The sequence below is a fragment of the Yersinia sp. 22-579 genome, from assembly GCF_030433455.1.
GTDB lineage: Bacteria > Pseudomonadota > Gammaproteobacteria > Enterobacterales > Enterobacteriaceae > Yersinia > Yersinia enterocolitica.
Genome location: NZ_JAUJTZ010000020.1, coordinates 1 through 18,936, shown reverse-complemented (window position 1 = coordinate 18,936; position 18,936 = coordinate 1). Strand labels below are relative to the sequence as shown.

The window sequence follows — 18,936 nt, the reverse complement described above, 5'->3', positions numbered from 1 at the left end:
CCTTACATCTCCTGACTTTGACCCGGGTTCTTCTCTGTGATGGCCTGATGGCGTTGCGTGCGATACTCACCCAAGGTGACCGTAATCTCTGCTCCCAACAACACAATGCACCAACTCCAATAAACCCAAAGAAATAAAATTGGGATAACGGCCAGTACCCCGTAAATCAGCTGATAAGACGGAAACAGAGTGATATACATCGTGAATCCTTTCTTACCCAACTCAAAAAATAATGCGGCAACCAGCGCGCCGATAACGGCATCTCGTGCCGGCACCCTAACGGTTGGCACCACACTGTACAATAACCAAAATGAAACCCAGGAAATCAGCAACGGAAATAGCCGCAATGTTTCATCTATCATGCTGTCTACCTGGGCATTTGCCAGCCATTGCAATGACAGTAGATACGAGCTGACCACCATACTGGCCCCGACGAGAATTGGCCCTAATGTCAGTACCATCCAATAAACGGCAAATGAAAATACCAGTGACCGGTGAACCTTACTGCGCCAGATAATGTTGAGCACACTGTCGACAGAATAAATTAACAACAGCGCTGTCACAATCAAACCGCAGGTGCCCACCACGGTCATGCGGTTTGAGTTGGCAACAAATTGCTCAAGATAGTTTTGGATGATATCGCCAGTTGCAGGCATAAAATTGGCAAATATGAAGGCTTTCAATTTTATACTGATGTCAGCAAACATCGGAAAAGCTGCAAACAGAGCAAAAATCACCGTGACCAATGGCACAAGAGAAAGTAATGACACATACGCCAGATGCCCAGCCAGCATGGTTAAACCGTCTTTATCTATTCGGGTGTAAAGCATTCGCCCGAACGTAATGTAGGGTTTTAAAGATGCAGATAAGCGAAAACGCAGAAAACTCGCCATGTTTATCTCTCAATCAATACCGGTGTTTAGGCTATGGGCTAGCGTGATGTTTAAGGCTAACCCATTAACGCCTTGAGCAAGAACTTATCAGGAAAAATAAGCTGGAATAACCTTTCGGTCGGTGACGTGGATACCAGTAATGCCCTCGATTCTGGCAGCAACAATATTCGCCTCAACATCATCAAAGAACACTGCTTGTTCTGCCGGAATGTTCTCTGCACTCAGCACATGCTGATAGATTCTGGCTTCAGGTTTGCGCATTCCCAAATCTTGCGACAGATACATATGATCCGCAGCAGCAGCAACTTCGGGATAATGCTGTGGCCAATAATTGCAATGTAGGCGGTTAGTATTAGATAGCACCACCACTCGGTGCCCTTCGGCCCGCAACTTTTGCATGATCGAGATGACTTCGGGGCGTAAAGCCACAAACACCGCCTGCCAACCTTCGGCAAACTGTTCGAAACTCAACGATAGCCCCATTTCGTCACTTAGCTGACGGGCAAAATCCTCATCGCTGATTTCACCGCGCTCATGCTGCTGGAAGACCTCTCCCATCGTAAAGCGCTCACTCAGTGTAGCCAACGGAACACTGCTTAATTTACTCCAGACACCCAATACGCGTTTGAAGTCGATATCAACAATCACATTCCCTAGATCAAAGATATACAGCATGGCGCTCTCCCAATTAGATGGTGAGTTTTACTGTAACGGGAAAAAAGAAAACTGAACAGAGTGAGGGAGAAAAAGGAGGGGTCGGTCAGGAAAAATAATATTTTACCGTAAATCAATATAGCAAACAGATTTCAAATTGCAGGAAGGCGGCAAAGGATAGAACTCAGGGCGCTTTTCGCGCCCTAAGTATCAATGGAACCAAGAAGAATTAATCTTCTTTAGGACCACGACCTGCACGCTTACGATCGTTTTCCGTCAGGTGACGCTTACGGATACGGATAGATAGCGGGGTCACTTCAACCAATTCATCGTCATCGATGAATTCCAGAGCCTGTTCCAGAGTTTTCTTCAGGAAAGGAACCAGAGTGGTTGCTTCGTCAGTACCCGATGCACGCATGTTGGTCAGTTGCTTACCGGTCAGGCAGTTTACAGTCAGGTCATTAGAACGTGAGTGAATACCGATGATTTGGCCTTCATACACTTCTGTACCATGACCGATGAACAGCTTGCCGCGGTCTTGCAGTTTGAACAATGCGAACGCAACAGCTTTACCCTGACCGTTAGAGATCAGTACACCGTTTTGGCGCTGGCCGATATCGCCTGGACGCACATCATCATAGTGACTGAATGTGGAGTACAGCAGGCCTGTACCAGAAGTCATGGTCATGAACTCAGTACGGAAACCGATCAGACCACGAGCAGGGATCAAGTAGTCGAGACGCACACGGCCTTTACCATCTGGATCCATGTTTTTCAGGTCAGCTTTACGCTCACCCATGGCTTGCATGACTGAACCCTGGTGCTGTTCTTCGATGTCCAAGGTCACGTTTTCAAACGGCTCTTGTTTGCGGCCATCAATTTCACGGACGATAACTTTAGGACGGGAAACCGCCAGCTCGAAACCTTCACGACGCATGTTTTCGATCAGAACCGACAAGTGCAGTTCGCCACGGCCAGATACGCGGAATGCATCAGCATCTTCGGTTTCTTCAACACGCAGCGCCACGTTATGAATCAACTCTTTGTTCAGGCGGTCAAGAATCTGACGTGAAGTCACATACTTGCCTTCTTTACCACAGAACGGAGAGGTGTTAACGCAGAAATACATGCTTACGGTTGGCTCATCAACTGACAGTGCTGGCAAAGCTTCAACAGCAGTAACATCGCAAATGGTATCAGAGATGTTCAACTCGCCCAGACCGGTGATGGCAATGATATCGCCAGCTTCAGCCTCGGTAGCTTCAATACGCTCCAGACCCATGTGAGTCAGAACTTTACCAACTTTGGCGTTACGAGTTTTGCCTTCGCTATCAATGATAGTGATTTGCTGGTTAGGCTTAACTTTACCGCGTTTGATACGACCGATACCGATAACACCAACATAGTTGTTGTAATCCAACTGAGAGATCTGCATCTGGAACGGTGCTTCAACCTCAACTTGTGGCGGTGACACATGGTCAACGATGGCTTGATACAGCGGGGTCATGTCTTCCGCCATATCATTGTGGTCATTACCCGCGATACCCATCAATGCAGATGCATAAATGATAGGGAAGTCCAGTTGTTCGTCGGTTGCATCCAGGTTGACAAACAGGTCGAACACCTGATCCACAACCCAGTCAGGACGCGCGCCCGGACGGTCAACTTTATTGATTACCACGATTGGTTTCAGACCGTTAGCGAAAGCTTTTTTGGTCACGAAACGGGTCTGCGGCATCGGGCCATCCATTGCGTCGACAACCAGCAGCACAGAGTCAACCATAGACATTACACGCTCAACTTCACCACCGAAATCGGCGTGTCCTGGGGTATCCACGATGTTGATGCGGTAGTCTTTCCACTTAATGGCAGTGTTTTTAGCGAGGATGGTTATCCCACGCTCTTTCTCCAAATCGTTGGAGTCCATTACACGTTCAGTTGCTTCAGCACGTTCACCGAACGTACCAGATTGTTGTAGCAACTTATCAACCAGGGTAGTTTTCCCATGGTCAACGTGCGCAATAATGGCGATGTTACGCAGATTCTCGATCACAGCTTTTTTGCCTCAGGCATTTAGAAATAGCGCGCTATTGTACACGTATTAGGCGAGGGACTAAACAAGATCACAAAATTCTCTTATAAACAACCTAACGGCGGTATGTTTGTGATCCCTTTCACGGTGCAAAAATAACCGCCCGGCCTCTTATTGCACCAATACAGTGCCCAACAGCGCAAATGAAGCACCAAAATAGTGCAATATAACTATCCTGGTGCATACTGAATATCAGCAGACCCCTATGATATGGCATAAACGGGGGGTTTGGAAAGTTGGCATAGATTTCGCAATGTATTTTAGCATGAATGACTGAACATCATATACCCAAAGAAATTGGTGTTGCAGGTAGGCGGCAAGTGAATGAATCCCGATGAGCTTACTCTGGTAAGTGATTCGGGTGAATGAGTGCAGCCAACACCCCTGCAACTTCAAGTTCGAAGGGGATAACACGGTAATCGTTCCACGACGACGACTATGACAAATCCAGGAGATATAAGTATGTCCGCTGAACATGTTTTGACGATGCTGAATGAGCACGAAGTGAAATTTGTTGATTTGCGCTTCACCGATACTAAAGGGAAAGAACAGCACATCACTATTCCAGCTCATCAGGTCAACGCTGACTTCTTTGAAGAAGGCAAAATGTTTGATGGCTCCTCGATTGGTGGCTGGAAAGGCATTAACGAATCCGACATGGTACTGATGCCAGACGCCAGCACCGCTGTTATGGACCCGTTCTTCGAAGACTCCACACTGATTATCCGTTGTGACATCCTTGAGCCAGGTACCCTGCAAGGTTATGACCGCGATCCGCGTTCTATCTCTAAACGCGCAGAAGAATTCCTAAAATCTTCTGGCATCGCTGATACCGTATTGTTTGGGCCAGAGCCAGAATTCTTCCTGTTCGACGACGTTCGTTTTGGTAGCTCCATCCGCGGCTCCCACGTTGCTATCGATGATATCGAAGGCGCATGGAACTCCAGCACCAAATACGAAGGTGGCAACAAAGGCCATCGTCCAGCAGTCAAAGGGGGTTACTTCCCAGTTCCTCCGGTCGATTCTTCACAGGACCTGCGTTCTACCATGTGTTTGACCATGGAAGAAATGGGCCTGGTAGTTGAAGCGCACCACCATGAAGTTGCAACAGCCGGTCAGAACGAAGTGGCAACTCGCTTCAATACCATGACCAAAAAAGCTGACGAAATTCAGATTTACAAATATGTGGTGCACAACGTGGCACACGCATTCGGTAAAACTGCGACTTTCATGCCAAAACCTATGTTCGGTGATAACGGTTCAGGTATGCACTGCCATATGTCTTTGTCCAAGAACGGTACTAACTTGTTCGCTGGTGACAAATACGCTGGCCTGTCTGAAATGGCGCTGTTCTATATCGGCGGTATCATCAAGCACGCAAAAGCCATTAACGCCTTGGCTAACCCAACGACTAACTCCTACAAGCGTTTGGTCCCAGGCTACGAAGCACCGGTAATGTTGGCATATTCTGCCCGTAACCGTTCAGCTTCTATCCGTATCCCTGTGGTTGCCAGCCCGAAAGCACGTCGTATTGAAGCGCGCTTCCCGGACCCAGCAGCTAACCCATACCTGTGCTTCGCAGCTCTGCTGATGGCTGGCCTTGATGGCATCATCAATAAGATTCACCCTGGTGATGCGATGGACAAAAACCTGTATGACTTGCCACCGGAAGAAGAAGCTGAAATTCCAAAAGTTGCAGGTTCACTGGACGAAGCAATGGCTGCACTGAACGAAGACCGCGAGTTCCTGACCCGTGGTGGCGTGTTCACTGACGACGCTATCGATGCTTACATCGAACTGCGTAAAGAAGAAATGGACCGTGTTCGTATGACTCCGCACCCAGTTGAGTTCGAACTGTACTACAGCGTTTAATTTTAATTAGTCGTTTTTTTGTTGCCGTGGAAACTTTTGGCCCATCTCCGGATGGGCTTTTTTCTCCACTTTTCGTTTTCGTCATCATTCCTCTGGCTCAGTTGCGACTGAACCGCTAGGATTAATGCACCAAAAATGTGCAGGAGTCTGCGTAATGGCAACAGGCACGCTGCCCGATGCTGGGCAGATCCTCAATTCTCTCATTAATAGCATTCTGCTATTAGATGATTCTCTGGCTATTCATTATGCCAATCCCGCGGCCCAGCAACTTCTGGCGCAAAGCTCTCGTAAACTTTTTGGTACACCACTCCCCGAATTATTAGGCTATTTTTCTCTGAATATGGCGCTAATGAGGGAAAGTCTGGCGTCTGGACAAAGTTTTACCGATAACGAAGTCACACTGGTCGTTGATGGCCGGGCGCATATTTTATCGCTCACCGCACAATCGTTGGCGGAAGGTTTCATATTGCTGGAAATGGCACCGATGGATAATCAACGTCGGCTAAGCCAAGAACAACTACAGCATGCACAACAAATCGCCGCACGAGATTTGGTGCGTGGGTTGGCTCATGAGATTAAGAACCCATTGGGCGGCTTACGGGGTGCAGCACAATTATTGTCAAAAGCACTGCCCGACCCCGCATTACTGGAATATACCAAAGTCATCATTGAACAAGCTGACCGCTTACGTAATTTGGTTGACCGCTTATTAGGCCCACAGCGGCCTGGTCAACATGTAACACAAAGCATCCATCAAGTTGCTGAACGGGTTTGCCAACTCGTATCACTGGAAAAACCGGATAACGTGACTTTAATCCGTGATTATGACCCCAGTTTGCCTGAGCTGGCGCACGACCCCGACCAAATTGAACAAGTGCTGCTCAATATCACCCGCAATGCATTACAAGCTTTAGGTGAAGCTGGCGGCACGATAACACTTCGTACCCGCACCGCATTTCAGATAACACTGCATGGCGTGCGCTACCGCTTGGCCGCGCGAATTGATATTGAAGATGATGGGCCAGGCGTACCAACACAATTACAAGATACCGTGTTCTATCCGATGGTCAGTGGCCGTGAGGGAGGGACAGGCCTTGGTTTGTCGATTGCCCGCAGTCTTATCGATCAGCATTCGGGTAAAATTGAATTTAACAGTTGGCCGGGACATACCGAATTCTCGGTTTACCTGCCTATTCGCCAGTGAGGTTTCTATGCAACGAGGGATAGTCTGGATCGTCGATGACGATAGCTCCATCCGCTGGGTGCTTGAACGCGCACTGACTGGAGCGGGCCTAAACTGCGCAACTTTCGATACCGGTAATCAGGTGTTGGATGCTCTTGCCACGCAAACCCCGGATGTGTTGTTATCCGATATTCGTATGCCCGGCATGGATGGATTAGCACTGCTAAAACAAATTAAGCAGCGCCACCCGATGCTTCCGGTCATCATAATGACAGCACATTCTGATTTAGACGCAGCAGTTAGCGCTTACCAACAAGGGGCATTTGATTATCTGCCCAAACCCTTTGATATTGATGAAGCGGTCGCGCTGGTTGAGCGGGCTATCAGCCATTATCAAGAGCAACAACAGCCCGCGCGCACCCAACCTGCCAGTGGCCCGACGGCTGATATCATCGGCGAAGCACCTGCGATGCAGGATGTTTTTCGCATCATTGGCCGCTTGTCGCGCTCCTCTATTAGCGTGCTGATTAACGGCGAATCAGGCACAGGTAAAGAGTTAGTGGCCCATGCACTACATCGCCATAGCCCTCGAGCCAAAGCCCCTTTCATCGCATTGAATATGGCTGCGATTCCAAAAGATTTAATTGAGTCCGAACTGTTCGGCCATGAAAAAGGTGCATTTACCGGTGCCAATCAGGTACGCCAAGGTCGCTTTGAACAAGCCGATGGCGGCACACTGTTTTTAGATGAAATTGGTGATATGCCGCTGGATGTGCAAACCCGCCTGTTGCGCGTATTGGCCGACGGCCAGTTCTATCGGGTTGGCGGTTATGCGCCAGTCAAGGTGGATGTGCGCATCATTGCTGCAACCCATCAGAATCTGGAGCTACGGGTTCAGGAAGGGAAATTCCGCGAAGACTTATTCCATCGTCTGAATGTCATTCGAGTGCATTTACCGCCACTGCGTGAGCGCCGTGAAGATATTCCTCGTCTGGCGCGCTACTTCTTACAAGTCGCCGCGAAAGAGTTAGGGGTCGAAGCCAAGAACCTGCATCCTGAAACAGAAGTTGCGCTGACTCGCCTGCCTTGGCCGGGAAACGTACGCCAACTGGAAAATACCTGCCGTTGGTTGACCGTGATGGCTGCCGGGCAAGAAGTACTGGTTCAGGACTTACCTTCTGAGCTGTTTGAAACCAGCACACCAGATGCTTCCGGCCAACGGATGCCGGATAATTGGTCGACATTACTGGCGCAATGGGCAGATCGGGCATTACGGTCTGGTCATCAGGACTTACTGTCAGAAGCGCAACCAGAAATGGAACGCACGCTGTTAACCACCGCATTACGTCACACCCAAGGACATAAACAGGAAGCGGCACGCCTGTTAGGCTGGGGCCGAAATACGTTAACGCGTAAGTTGAAAGAATTGGGAATGGAATAAAATTTATTTAGCAATCACCCTCATCACTGAGGGTGACTTTATTAGATCACGCGGGAGAACTGCTGCTTGCGCGCCTGTTTACGTAAATAGATATCGAAACACATACAAATATTGCGAATGAGTAAACGCCCGCGCGGAGTTACACAGATACTCTTATCATCTCGCTCCACCAGCCCATCTTGTTCAAAGGGGGCGAGCAACTCAAAATCTTCGGCAAAATAATCAGCGAAACGAATACCATAATGCTGTTCAATCGGCTGATAGCTGATTTGGAAGTTACAAATCAGTGTCTTAATCACGTCGCGGCGCAAGCAATCATCTTCAGTCATGGTCAGGCCACGCCATAAGGCATTGCCACGCTGTTCGACAACGGCATAGTAAGTCTTCAAATCTTTTTCATTTTGCGCGTAACTGTCACCTAACATGCTGATGGCAGAAACCCCCAAACCAAGTAAATCACTCTCACCTTGGGTGGTATAGCCCTGGAAATTACGATGTAATTTACCTTCACGCTGGGCAATCGCTAGCTCATCGTCTGGTCGGGCAAAATGATCCATACCAATGAACTGATAGCCAGATTCCGTTAAGAAACTGATGGTATGTTGCAAAATATCCAGTCGCTGCTCGGCACTTGGCAAATCCGCATCTTTAATTTTACGCTGTGCGGCAAACAGACTCGGCAAATGGGCGTAATTAAATACGCTCAAGCGATCAGGGTTGAGTTCTGCTACCCGCTTGAGGGTAAAAGCAAAACTTTCTGGCGTCTGTTTTGGCAAACCATAAATCAAATCAATATTGGTTGAGTTAAATCCCAGCGCCTTAGCGCGGGCAATCAGTGCAAAGATAAAATCTTCATCTTGCTCACGGTTAACCAGCCGTTGAACCTCTTTATTGAAATCCTGCACCCCCATGCTCAGGCGATTAAACCCTTCAGCACGCAGATGATCGAGCACATCCAGCTCAATTTCACGCGGATCAACTTCAATTGACTGCTCTGCGCCGGGTAGAAAATCAAAGTTTTCACGCAACAGATTCATCAAATGAGTAATTTGTGTTTTATTTAGATAAGTTGGCGTGCCGCCGCCCCAATGCATCTGGCTGACCTGGCGACCAGCAAATAACGCAGCCCGCTGGCGGATCTCTTTTTCCAAAACCGCCAGGTATTCATCAGCTTTATGCTGTTGGCGTGTCACCAACTTATTACAGCCGCAGAAGTAGCAAAGCTTATGGCAAAACGGGATATGCACATACAGCGATAAAGGCCGCTGTGGATAACGTTTCACTGCTTGCTGAAAAGCAGATTCATCGTATTTTTCACTAAACTCAAGGGCGGTGGGGTAAGAGGTATAGCGCGGCCCTGAATAATTATATTTTTGAATCAGGGACAGATCCCAAACTATAGCGTTTTCAGACATGTTCATTCCTTCCGATATTTTCGCTTACCGGGCCGGTTAGGGGGCAGATGTTTTCGTTGTCTGGCCACAGAAGCGCTGCGCAACTGCTTTCTTCGTTGCGACAGCCGCCATAGTTTACCCAATAACCACAATAGATAACATGTAAGTAGTAGGGCTATTATCGGGATCACCCACTTCATCCGTTAAAATGTATCTTTTGGATTACCACTCTTCAGTAATTTTAAGATATCTTCCGGCTTTTCTTCGCGCTCTTCGTCATCTTCGTCGTCACCCAGTTCAATGCCTAATTGCTCCATCAGGGCATCGATACGGTCTAACGTCAGATCAACATAAGCCTGGTCTTCTTTGCTCAATACTTCGTCGTTATCGAGTCTGTCCAGCAATGCATCCAGACGCTCATCGTTTTCCAGCTTGGTTAGCTCTTCTTCCGGCGTCAGGCGTGGCTTAGCTTCAACTTTGGCCACTGGCTTAGTGGTTGGCTTCGCTTTTGCCTTGCTCTCGACCACCAGAGGTACAGGCACTTTGCTGCCAATACGCGGATCTTTCTCTTGAGCCTGAGTTGACCCCGTTTTATTGCTACCCTCAACATTGGTTCTCGCTCCTGAGCGATTGCCACTGTGTCTCTTCTGACGTTTGCGCTCGCGGGCTTCAATATCAAGCTCTACACGGGTTTTTTTATGACGCTTTGGCGTTGCGGTGCCTTTCGGGGCCGCACGGTCAGCGCGTGGTGCTTTATTTGGTTGCTTCATAACCTGTGCTCTTAAATGAGTATGGGATCGGATTGAGTATATACCCGTCATCTTCCAAGTTGCAGATGCTCTTATTTGCCGCTTTCCTGCATCTTGAAATTTATTGAGTATAGGATTGGGCCGGAATCTAGCAGAAAGAAGAGAAAGAAAAAAGGCGGCAGATTAACCTGTCGCCTTTTTTCGCACCTTCTGCGGAAGGATATCCTTACTGTGCATTCCCTACACTGATATAACGTCCTGGTTTCTCCCTACTGCAATTCGCCATCCTTGCCATCCCCCCAACCCTGAAGGCGACTCACCCAGCACTCCGGCCTGTGTCCATAAACATCCTTTTATATAAGCTCCCTGTATCATCCCTGGCTCACAGTATATCCATTACATTCCTTAAGCATATCCCACTCTTCCTAAGTGATTACGCTCCTTGCCAGTACATCCCGCACTGTTAAAAATCATGGCTTACAAAAATTAGTTATTTGTTTTTATTCAAAAAAATAATCATAAAAACAAATTAACCGCTGATAAGTGTAGCCTATTATTAATAAAGTTTTTCTTAACAATCACTCAATGATAAGCGATTAGTTTTTCCGACAATGACCGCCAACTCACAAAAATTGCAATTTCACGAAAAAAAACAGATAGAGAGTGCGCCGCGAACCCTCTACAACTTCAGCCTCTACAAAGTCAGGTAGAAAGAGGACAAAAGATAAACCCCCTTTTTTCGGCCCGATGCAGTTATAATCGCTGCATGTAAGCTATCTCTCACGGAGACGACAAATTTTGACTATCAGAAATTTTAACTATCACATGACTCACTTCGTCATCAGTGCTCCGGATATTCGCCATCTGCCACGTGATGAAGGTATTGAAGTGGCATTTGCTGGCCGCTCAAATGCAGGTAAATCGAGTGCTCTCAATACATTAACGGGTCAGAAAAGTTTGGCCAGAACCAGTAAAACACCGGGCCGTACTCAGCTGATTAACTTATTTGAAGTGGTTGAGGGTGTACGTCTGGTCGACTTGCCAGGCTATGGCTATGCCGAAGTCCCGGAAGAGATGAAACTCAAGTGGCAACGCGCATTAGGAGAGTATTTACAGAAACGTAACTGCCTGAAAGGGTTGGTTGTGTTGATGGATATTCGTCATCCACTGAAAGATTTGGATCAGCAGATGATTACCTGGGCAGTCGCCGTTGGTACCCCGGTTATGCTGTTACTGACCAAAGCAGATAAGCTGGCATCTGGCGCTCGCAAAGCCCAACTAAACATGGTACGAGAAGCTATCATTCCATTTATGGGTGATATTCAGGTTGAAGCTTTCTCATCATTGAAAAAGATTGGTGTCGATAAGTTGCGTGAAAAGCTGGATACCTGGTTCAGCGAAATCCCACCAGAAGTCATGATTGACGAGTATGACGACGAAGAAGGCGAATAACCTATTGCCATGTGCAGCCCGCAAGGGCTGTTACTTCAGGAGTGGCAGTCATATCGCTCAATACCAGAACCTTCGCTTCAGTTTTTTGTGATAAATCCCCCCCAACGACGCTTTTCTATCAGTCAATATATCGCCCATTTCCTGGCCTATTTTCTGACAAAGACCCAATAAAAAACGCCCCAGTCAATAAATGACTGGGGCGGCTAATATACAGCCAAATCCGATTACGTGAAGTAAAAGGTCTGAAAGATAGAACATCTTACCTCTGTACCCTACATCTGTAACTCTACATCATTTTTTCGCAGGGCAAAAGAATTTTTTGTTGTATAGTTACACAAATTGTCACGATTCAGCGCACATCATCCCCGCATTATCGCGCCTAAATGTAGCTTAATTACATAAAATGCTTTATTTATCACCACTTACCCATACAACTAATGAGCTTGATCCCAGTTATAACCCACACCGACATCAACTTTTAATGGCACGGCCAGTTGCATGCTTTGTTCCATCAGTTCGCGGATCTTCTGTTCGGCGCTTTCCAGCACACTCTCATGCACTTCAAATACTAATTCATCGTGTACTTGCATGATGACCCGCACCAAAGGCTCAGGTTGTTGCTGTAACCAGGCATCCACTGCAATCATTGCACGCTTAATAATATCAGCTGCTGTCCCTTGCATCGGCGCATTGATAGCTTCACGTTCTGCAGCTTTGCGGCGAGTAGCATTACGTGAGTGAATATCAGGTAAATAGAGGCGACGGCCATCCAGAGTCGTGACATAACCTTGTTCGGCGGCTTGTTTTCGGGTGCGCTCCATATATTCCAACACACCTGGATAGCGCTCAAAATAGAGATCCATATAACGCTGAGCTTCCCCACGAGGAATATTCAGCTGCCGCGCCAAACCAAATGCACTCATGCCATAAATCAAACCAAAGTTGATGGCTTTCGCACTACGGCGTTGCTCGTTTGTGACTTTCTCCAGTGATAAGCCAAAGACTTCAGCCGCAGTCGCGCGGTGGATATCCTTGCCAGCAGCAAATGCTGCCAATAACCCTTTATCCTGCGACAAATGAGCCATGATACGCAGCTCAATCTGGGAGTAGTCAGCCGCCATGATGCGGTAACCTTCTGGCGCAATGAAGGCCTGACGTATACGACGCCCCTCTTCATTTCGCACCGGAATGTTTTGCAAGTTAGGATCACGGGAAGATAAACGCCCGGTCGCAGTTACAGCCTGATGATAAGAGGTATGAACTCGCCCTGAAACCGGGTTAATCATCAACGGCAGTTTATCGGTATAGGTACTTTTCAGCTTCGCTAAGCCCCGATACTCAAGAATAACCTTCGGTAGAGGGTAATCCAGCGCCAACTCGGCCAGCACCTCTTCGTTAGTTGAAGCCGCGCCGCCAGGGGTTTTCTTCAAGATAGGTAGTTTTTGTTTTTCATACAAAATAACCTGTAATTGCTTTGGCGAGGCGAGATTAAAAGGCTCTTCAGCCAATTCGTGCGCTTGTTTTTCCAGCTCATCAAGACGAATAGTCAGTTCTTTGGAATGCGCCGCCAATATATTCTGGTCAATCAATACACCTGTCCGCTCGATACGGGACAAAATTGGCAGTAACGGCATCTCAATTTCTTGGAATACCCGTTTGAGTCCTTCACTTTGCTGTAACTTCGGCCACAACACCAAGTGCAACTGTAGAGTAACGTCTGCATCTTCTGCCGCATAAGGCCCAGCTTGCTCTAACGCAATTTGGTTGAAGGTGAGTTGGTTTTTGCCTTTACCGGCGATCTCTTCGAAAGTAATGGTCTTATGGTTAAGATAGCGCTCCGCCAGGCTATCCATATCATGTCTGCCGGCAACACTGTCTAAAACATAAGATTCCAACATGGTATCAAAAGCAATACCACGCAGATCAATGCCATAACGTGCCAGCATGCTTTGGTCAAACTTAAGATTCTGACCAACTTTCAGTGCCTTATCATCTTCCAGCAAGGGTTTAAGCTGGGCCAGAACCCAATCCCTATCAAGCTGAGCAGGGGCATCCAAATAATCATGCGCTAATGGCAGGTAAGCTGCTTCACCCGGCGCCACTGCAAAAGAGAGGCCAATTAAATTACTGCTGAGAGTATCAAGGCCGTCAGTTTCAGTATCAAAAGCAAAAACTTCTGCCTTTTTAAGCCGCTCAATCCAATCGCTTAAAGATTTTTCATCCAAGATAGTCTGATAATTTTCTTGTGAGAGCACGGCAGTCACTTCAGCCACAGGTGCAGACTCTGGTGCAGCAAAAGCTTTATTGCTTGCCTGCGCTGTTGGCCTATCTTTTTTGCCATCCAGCCATTTGCCAGCCTCTACGTCCGCGAGCCAGCGCTTAAACTCATAACGACTGAATAATTGATGTAATTGCTCATCATCCGGCGCTGAGACGTTCAACTCATCACAAGTTACATCCAGTTCAACATCCGTTTTAATCGTGGCTAATTTATAAGAGAGATAGGCAACATCTTTATTCTGCTCTAATTTGGCCGACATCGTTTTTGCACCACGGAATGTCAGCGTGGGTATCTTATCCAAATTACTAAATAGTGAGTCCAGCCCACCCAGACCTTGCAATAAAGCCTGTGCCGTCTTCTCACCAACACCCGGAACTCCCGGAATATTATCGGAGGAGTCACCCATCAGAGCGAGAAAATCAATAATCAGTTCAGGAGGTACGCCATATTTTTCGCATACTTCCTGTGGCCCTAAAATAGCGTTATTCATTGTATTAATAAGAGTGATATTTGGCGTAACTAATTGCGCCATATCTTTATCACCGGTACTAATTAATACGGCATGACCAGCTTTTTCAGCCTCTTGTGCCAAAGTACCAATAACATCGTCAGCCTCAACACCGGAAACAACCAATAGAGGTAGCCCCATAGCCTTAACCATTTGGTGAAGCGGCTCAATTTGAGCCCGCAAATCATCGGGCATGGGTGGGCGGTGAGACTTATATTCCGCGAAAAGCTCATCACGAAATGTTTTACCTTTGGCATCAAAAACTACGGCGACATGGCTTGGTCGGTATTGCAGCAACAGACTGCGCAACATGTTCAACACGCCATACATCGCGCCCGTTGGCTCGCCCTTGCTGTTGGTTAGCGGCGGAAAAGCATGGTAAGCACGATAGAGGTAAGAGGAACCGTCTACGAGGATTAATGGGTTTTCTGCAATCTGGGCCATAGAGTTTCTTCATCTTTATTCATCAAGGTCTGACGCTAAGAATGCCATAGCTCGCAGCAAGAGACGAATTTTAGCGTCCATTGTTGTGCGGAAGAGAGCATTTTTACATGGTGATCTTAAAGATCCAGCTTGTGGATAACTTTGTGAGTAAAAACATGAGCAGATTATATCTTTTGGCTCTTGTTTTATAGATTAATATTTTATATCTTAATAATCATATGGTTATGGTTATTACTTTCTTATTCTATTGTCATTATTTCGTTATCTGAATTGTGGATATTACTTATTCAGTTACCCTTAAAAGGTCCGTTAATTTTACTTATCGTAAATTTATTGGCACAGATTTTTTATTCCTTCACGCAAACTTATTTTTATCTTTTTGTACCTTAAATATTGGCGATAACCTATCACTGGAATAGATAACCCAATCAAAAACAACATTAAGACTAATAAATATCGGCATTCGGAAGAGTGGCTATCACATTAGATAACATGATGTTTTTATAGTGGGATAGAAACAGATTTGAAGTGTGCGGATATTTGATAACGGAAAGAGGGGCTAATAAAATCCAGCCCCTCTTTTATACTATTATTTCTGAGTCAGCAGGAACTTAACGACATCTGCATACTGTTTAACATAGGTATCCATTGAGCTGGTATCCATGCCATCGTTTTTAATCATATATTTGCCATTAACAAACATGGCTGGTACACCACGTAGTTCTAAGTCTTCAGCTGCTTTTTGCTGCTGAACAACCAGAGATTTAACTACAAAACTGTTTAATGCTGCATCATAGTCTTCACCACTCACACCTGCTTTGATAAAGACATTACGGATATCATCAGGGGTTTGTACCGTTTGTGTTTTCTGTACACCTTCAAACATCAATGGAGTGATTTTCTCTTCAACACCCAATGCCATAGCAACAGCCCATGCTTGAGTTAATTGCTTGCCCAATGGGCCAAGGAACTCAACATGGTAGCGAGTCATTTTAGTCCCTTCCGGCAGTGCTTTCTTTACCGCTTGAGGAACATGGTAAACCTCTTCAAACTGGTAGCAGTGCGGGCAATAGAAAGAGAAAAACTCTAAAACTTGGGGCTCACCGGTTACCGGTTTATTTAACGTCTGGTACTGGGTACCATCAGTAAATTGTGCAGCCGATGCACTGAATGCCATCACCATGCCAACGAGTGCTAACCATACATTTTTCATACTATAAGAATCTCCATTATCTTAGCTTTAGTACATTGGCATCAGCTGCAAAGGGGGTGCCTGCAACAGCTTAACCTGTTCTGTAAATGATGCAGTCTGCTGTAACCAAAAATCAGACTCCGCCATCCACGGAAAACTTTTAGGAAATGCCGGGTCCTGCCAACGTCTGGCGACCCATGCAAGGTAATAAACCATCCGCATCGCGCGTAACGGTTCAATGAGTGCAAGTTCTCGCTGATCAAAATCAGCAAACTCACTATAAGCTTCTAGCAAGATATCTAGCTGGATCAGTTGCTCACTGCGCTCGCCGTGTAACAACATCCAAAGATCCTGAACCGCCGGGCCATTTCGAGCATCATCCAAATCGACAAACATCGGCCCATCGCGCCACAAAATATTGCCTGGGTGGCAGTCACCATGTAACCGCAATGGTTGCCAATCTGTATGCCAATACTGCTTGATGGTACTAATCAGCAGATCAGTTGCTGCCAGAAATTTGTCTCGCTGTTTTGCTGGCACCAATTCGCTGCTGGCCAGCAATTGGCGTGGTTCTGTCAGATACTCCTCAATCCCTATCGTTGAGCGAGCGACAAACAAAGCATCACTGCCCACCTGATGAATTCGGCCTAGATAGCGCCCAACCCACTCTAATTGATCAAGGTTATCGATTTCATACTGACGCCCGCCAACGCTCGGAAAAACAGTAAAGAAAAAGCCACCATGAGTATGCAAGGTACGCCCATCGAGCTGCAATGGGGCTATCACCGGGATTTCAGACTCTGCCAAATCAAGCGAGAACTGATGTTCCTCCAGGATTTGCTCGCTGCTCCAGCGCTCAGGGCGGTAGAATTTCACCACGTATCGCTTACGATCTTCGTCCATAAACTGATAAACACGGTTTTCATAACTATTGAGTGCAGTTAATCCTGAATCTACCCGCACCCCCACACCTTCGAGGGCATCCATAATCAGGTCAGGTGACAATGTCTGAAAATTAAAAGCAGAGCTGTTCATAACAACATTCAGTCTATGTAAGTGACAGCGGCTCGCTGAGAATAAGAAATAGTATCATCAAAGCCCTATCTACGCAGACAAGGAGTATGACTAATCTTTAATGATGCCACGGGCACGCAATATGGCGGTTTTAAAGTCTTCTTCGTAATCTTTTTTCAGACCAGGAATCACTTCTGTCGATGCTGAACCGCGCATTTTCAGATGATAAATAAGAATATCGTCCGTGAGATCTGATAATTCACCTTCAAAACCAGCTTCATCTGACAACTTTTTTAAAAACTGCACCAAATTTAAATCGGGTTCTTGTTGCCAGGCTGGATGTAAAAGCTCTATCAGTTCATTAACACGATGGCATTTCATAGCAAATTTATCCTATTTAAAAATATGCTGACAAAGTAGCAGGGATATTCACACAGGGAAAGAGAGCCTATTGTCAATAAAAGTAAATCCTGACCAATCCTGCTATTTAAAGATACAATTCGTCTGTGAATTGAATGCAACGGAGTGATAGAAATGCAGCCCAATATTACAGGCGTTATTCTTGCAGGAGGCCGTTCTTCCCGAATGGGAGGCAATGATAAAGGACTGACTCTTCTTCGCGATAAACCATTGTTTCAATATGTCATAGATAGATTAAAACCTCAGGTTAACGATCTCCTTATTAATGCTAATCGTAATCAAGAGTTGTATCAAGCTAGTGGAATACCCGTCGTTAGCGATATCATTACCGGCTTTGTCGGGCCATTGGCGGGTATGCATGCAGGGTTGAGCTATTCAGATACTGAATGGGTTGTGTTTGCCCCTTGCGACGTTCCAACGCTTCCAAGCAATTTAGTGTCTCAACTTTGGCAAGGAAAGCAGCAAGCACTGGCGGCTTATGTTCACGATGGCGAGCGAGCACACCCAACATTAGCGCTAATGCATGTTGGCCTTAAATCACTGCTTGCGGAATATTTGGCAAAAGGTGACCGCAAGCTAATGATATTTATGGATAGAGTTAATGCTCAACCCATAATATTCCGTGGGAAAAGAGATCAATTCAGCAACCTAAATACTCCCGCAGACTGTGACTTATGGGAACAGAGTAAAAGAGGAGAATTATGAGCCGCAAAACACCACCACTGTTAGGGATTGCTGCATACAGTGGTACAGGTAAAACAACATTACTCAAAAGCCTAATTCCTTTATTACAACAGCGGCAAATCCGGGTAGGTCTGATTAAACATACACATCACAATATGGAAATTGATACGCCAGGTAAGGATAGTTATGAGCTGCGTAAGGCCGGTGCACATCAAACCCTGGTTGCTAGTGATTGCCGTTGGGCATTAATGACAGAAACACCAGAACAAAAACCATTGGATCTACACTATCTTGCCAACAGGTTGGATGCTGCAACTATCGATCTAATATTGGTTGAAGGTTTTAAACATGAGCCAATCAATAAAATTGCCCTCTATCGAGAAGCGGTAGGAAAGCCTTACACAGATTTGATTGATGAATATGTTATTGCTTTGGCAAGTGATGAACCGATAGATATCACTGTAAAGCAATTAGATATTAATCAACCTGAACAAATTGCAGATTTCATTTGTAGCTGGCTCCAAAACAATCCATCACAGCCGTAAAACAAAAAAGGCCACCCGTCAGGGCAGCCTTCTCTTTTATTTGGCTTTTTACGCACAAAAATCCACGCCAAACTCCACGCAAAAAACTATTTCTATCGTTTTTTGTATTTCACACATA

Annotated in this window: 15 protein-coding genes; 6 read left to right on the top strand and 9 right to left on the bottom strand. The window is 46.3% G+C overall.

What is annotated here, in order from left to right; genetic code table 11:
• Window positions 1–2: 2 nt before the first annotated feature.
• From QSV56_RS19590 to typA, 3 genes are all read right to left on the bottom strand, one after another.
• On the bottom strand, window positions 3–893 hold the full coding sequence (locus QSV56_RS19590; protein WP_050164628.1) for a virulence factor BrkB family protein: 891 nt from the start codon (window positions 891–893) through the stop codon (window positions 3–5).
• Window positions 894–980: 87 nt separating this feature from the next.
• Entirely contained in the window at window positions 981–1,568 is a 588-nt protein-coding gene (gene yihX / locus QSV56_RS19585) for a glucose-1-phosphatase (RefSeq protein ID WP_005175743.1), read from the bottom strand.
• Window positions 1,569–1,776: 208 nt separating this feature from the next.
• On the bottom strand, window positions 1,777–3,600 hold the full coding sequence (gene typA / locus QSV56_RS19580) for a ribosome-dependent GTPase TypA (RefSeq protein WP_019080342.1): 1,824 nt from the start codon (window positions 3,598–3,600) through the stop codon (window positions 1,777–1,779).
• Window positions 3,601–4,101: 501 nt separating this feature from the next.
• Between typA and glnA the strand changes: the two genes are divergently transcribed.
• From glnA to glnG, 3 genes are all read left to right on the top strand, one after another.
• A complete protein-coding gene (gene glnA, locus QSV56_RS19575; RefSeq protein WP_004392048.1) occupies window positions 4,102–5,511 on the top strand; it encodes a glutamate--ammonia ligase in 1,410 nt (469 codons plus the stop codon).
• Window positions 5,512–5,665: 154 nt separating this feature from the next.
• Complete coding sequence (glnL, locus tag QSV56_RS19570; protein ID WP_019080343.1) at window positions 5,666–6,715, top strand: nitrogen regulation protein NR(II); 1,050 nt, start codon at window positions 5,666–5,668, stop codon at window positions 6,713–6,715.
• A 7-nt stretch (window positions 6,716–6,722) separates the two neighbouring features.
• Complete coding sequence (glnG, locus tag QSV56_RS19565) at window positions 6,723–8,135, top strand: nitrogen regulation protein NR(I) (protein ID WP_005165052.1); 1,413 nt, start codon at window positions 6,723–6,725, stop codon at window positions 8,133–8,135.
• 41 nt (window positions 8,136–8,176) lie between these two features.
• On the opposite strand, the gene hemN is transcribed toward glnG, so the two are convergent.
• Both hemN and yihI read right to left on the bottom strand, forming a co-directional pair.
• Window positions 8,177–9,550 (bottom strand): oxygen-independent coproporphyrinogen III oxidase, encoded by a 1,374-nt coding sequence (gene hemN / locus QSV56_RS19560; RefSeq protein ID WP_046049941.1) that lies wholly within the window; start codon window positions 9,548–9,550, stop codon window positions 8,177–8,179.
• 182 nt (window positions 9,551–9,732) lie between these two features.
• On the bottom strand, window positions 9,733–10,299 hold the full coding sequence (yihI, locus tag QSV56_RS19555; RefSeq protein WP_005175758.1) for a Der GTPase-activating protein YihI: 567 nt from the start codon (window positions 10,297–10,299) through the stop codon (window positions 9,733–9,735).
• Between the two features lie 777 nt (window positions 10,300–11,076).
• Between yihI and yihA the strand changes: the two genes are divergently transcribed.
• Entirely contained in the window at window positions 11,077–11,730 is a 654-nt protein-coding gene (yihA, locus tag QSV56_RS19550) for a ribosome biogenesis GTP-binding protein YihA/YsxC (protein ID WP_005165058.1), read from the top strand.
• 434 nt (window positions 11,731–12,164) lie between these two features.
• Here yihA and polA read toward each other — a convergent pair whose 3' ends face one another.
• From polA to QSV56_RS19530, 4 genes are all read right to left on the bottom strand, one after another.
• On the bottom strand, window positions 12,165–14,963 hold the full coding sequence (gene polA / locus QSV56_RS19545) for a DNA polymerase I (protein ID WP_046695619.1): 2,799 nt from the start codon (window positions 14,961–14,963) through the stop codon (window positions 12,165–12,167).
• 589 nt (window positions 14,964–15,552) lie between these two features.
• Window positions 15,553–16,176: a thiol:disulfide interchange protein DsbA gene (dsbA, locus tag QSV56_RS19540; protein WP_019080347.1), complete on the bottom strand. Its 624-nt coding sequence runs from the start codon at window positions 16,174–16,176 to the stop codon at window positions 15,553–15,555.
• Window positions 16,177–16,203: 27 nt separating this feature from the next.
• Window positions 16,204–17,190: a serine/threonine protein kinase gene (locus QSV56_RS19535; RefSeq protein ID WP_019084375.1), complete on the bottom strand. Its 987-nt coding sequence runs from the start codon at window positions 17,188–17,190 to the stop codon at window positions 16,204–16,206.
• A 90-nt stretch (window positions 17,191–17,280) separates the two neighbouring features.
• Window positions 17,281–17,550 carry a YihD family protein gene (locus tag QSV56_RS19530; RefSeq protein ID WP_046049938.1) on the bottom strand — a complete coding sequence of 90 codons (270 nt, stop codon included), beginning with the start codon at window positions 17,548–17,550 and terminating at the stop codon, window positions 17,281–17,283.
• A 153-nt stretch (window positions 17,551–17,703) separates the two neighbouring features.
• Here QSV56_RS19530 and mobA point away from each other — a divergent pair, with 153 nt between their 5' ends.
• Together mobA and mobB are read left to right on the top strand one after the other, a co-directional pair.
• Window positions 17,704–18,294 carry a molybdenum cofactor guanylyltransferase MobA gene (mobA, locus tag QSV56_RS19525; RefSeq protein ID WP_050132126.1) on the top strand — a complete coding sequence of 197 codons (591 nt, stop codon included), beginning with the start codon at window positions 17,704–17,706 and terminating at the stop codon, window positions 18,292–18,294.
• Window positions 18,291–18,818 (top strand): molybdopterin-guanine dinucleotide biosynthesis protein MobB, encoded by a 528-nt coding sequence (gene mobB / locus QSV56_RS19520; RefSeq protein ID WP_050160959.1) that lies wholly within the window; start codon window positions 18,291–18,293, stop codon window positions 18,816–18,818. Before mobA ends, mobB begins: the two co-directional genes overlap by 4 nt.
• Window positions 18,819–18,936: the final 118 nt, after the last annotated feature.

What these genes read in the sequence shown, in the direction of transcription:
- QSV56_RS19535 (WP_019084375.1), bottom strand. Translation starts at nt 17,190, where the DNA reads ATGAACAGCTCTGCTTTTAATTTTCAGACATTGTCACCTGACCTGATT.
- glnL (WP_019080343.1), top strand. Translation starts at nt 5,666, where the DNA reads ATGGCAACAGGCACGCTGCCCGATGCTGGGCAGATCCTCAATTCTCTC.
- glnA (WP_004392048.1), top strand. Translation starts at nt 4,102, where the DNA reads ATGTCCGCTGAACATGTTTTGACGATGCTGAATGAGCACGAAGTGAAA.
- glnG (WP_005165052.1), top strand. Translation starts at nt 6,723, where the DNA reads ATGCAACGAGGGATAGTCTGGATCGTCGATGACGATAGCTCCATCCGC.
- mobB (WP_050160959.1), top strand. Translation starts at nt 18,291, where the DNA reads ATGAGCCGCAAAACACCACCACTGTTAGGGATTGCTGCATACAGTGGT.
- QSV56_RS19590 (WP_050164628.1), bottom strand. Translation starts at nt 893, where the DNA reads ATGGCGAGTTTTCTGCGTTTTCGCTTATCTGCATCTTTAAAACCCTAC.
- yihX (WP_005175743.1), bottom strand. Translation starts at nt 1,568, where the DNA reads ATGCTGTATATCTTTGATCTAGGGAATGTGATTGTTGATATCGACTTC.
- dsbA (WP_019080347.1), bottom strand. Translation starts at nt 16,176, where the DNA reads ATGAAAAATGTATGGTTAGCACTCGTTGGCATGGTGATGGCATTCAGT.
- yihI (WP_005175758.1), bottom strand. Translation starts at nt 10,299, where the DNA reads ATGAAGCAACCAAATAAAGCACCACGCGCTGACCGTGCGGCCCCGAAA.
- polA (WP_046695619.1), bottom strand. Translation starts at nt 14,963, where the DNA reads ATGGCCCAGATTGCAGAAAACCCATTAATCCTCGTAGACGGTTCCTCT.
- mobA (WP_050132126.1), top strand. Translation starts at nt 17,704, where the DNA reads ATGCAGCCCAATATTACAGGCGTTATTCTTGCAGGAGGCCGTTCTTCC.
- QSV56_RS19530 (WP_046049938.1), bottom strand. Translation starts at nt 17,550, where the DNA reads ATGAAATGCCATCGTGTTAATGAACTGATAGAGCTTTTACATCCAGCC.
- hemN (WP_046049941.1), bottom strand. Translation starts at nt 9,550, where the DNA reads ATGTCTGAAAACGCTATAGTTTGGGATCTGTCCCTGATTCAAAAATAT.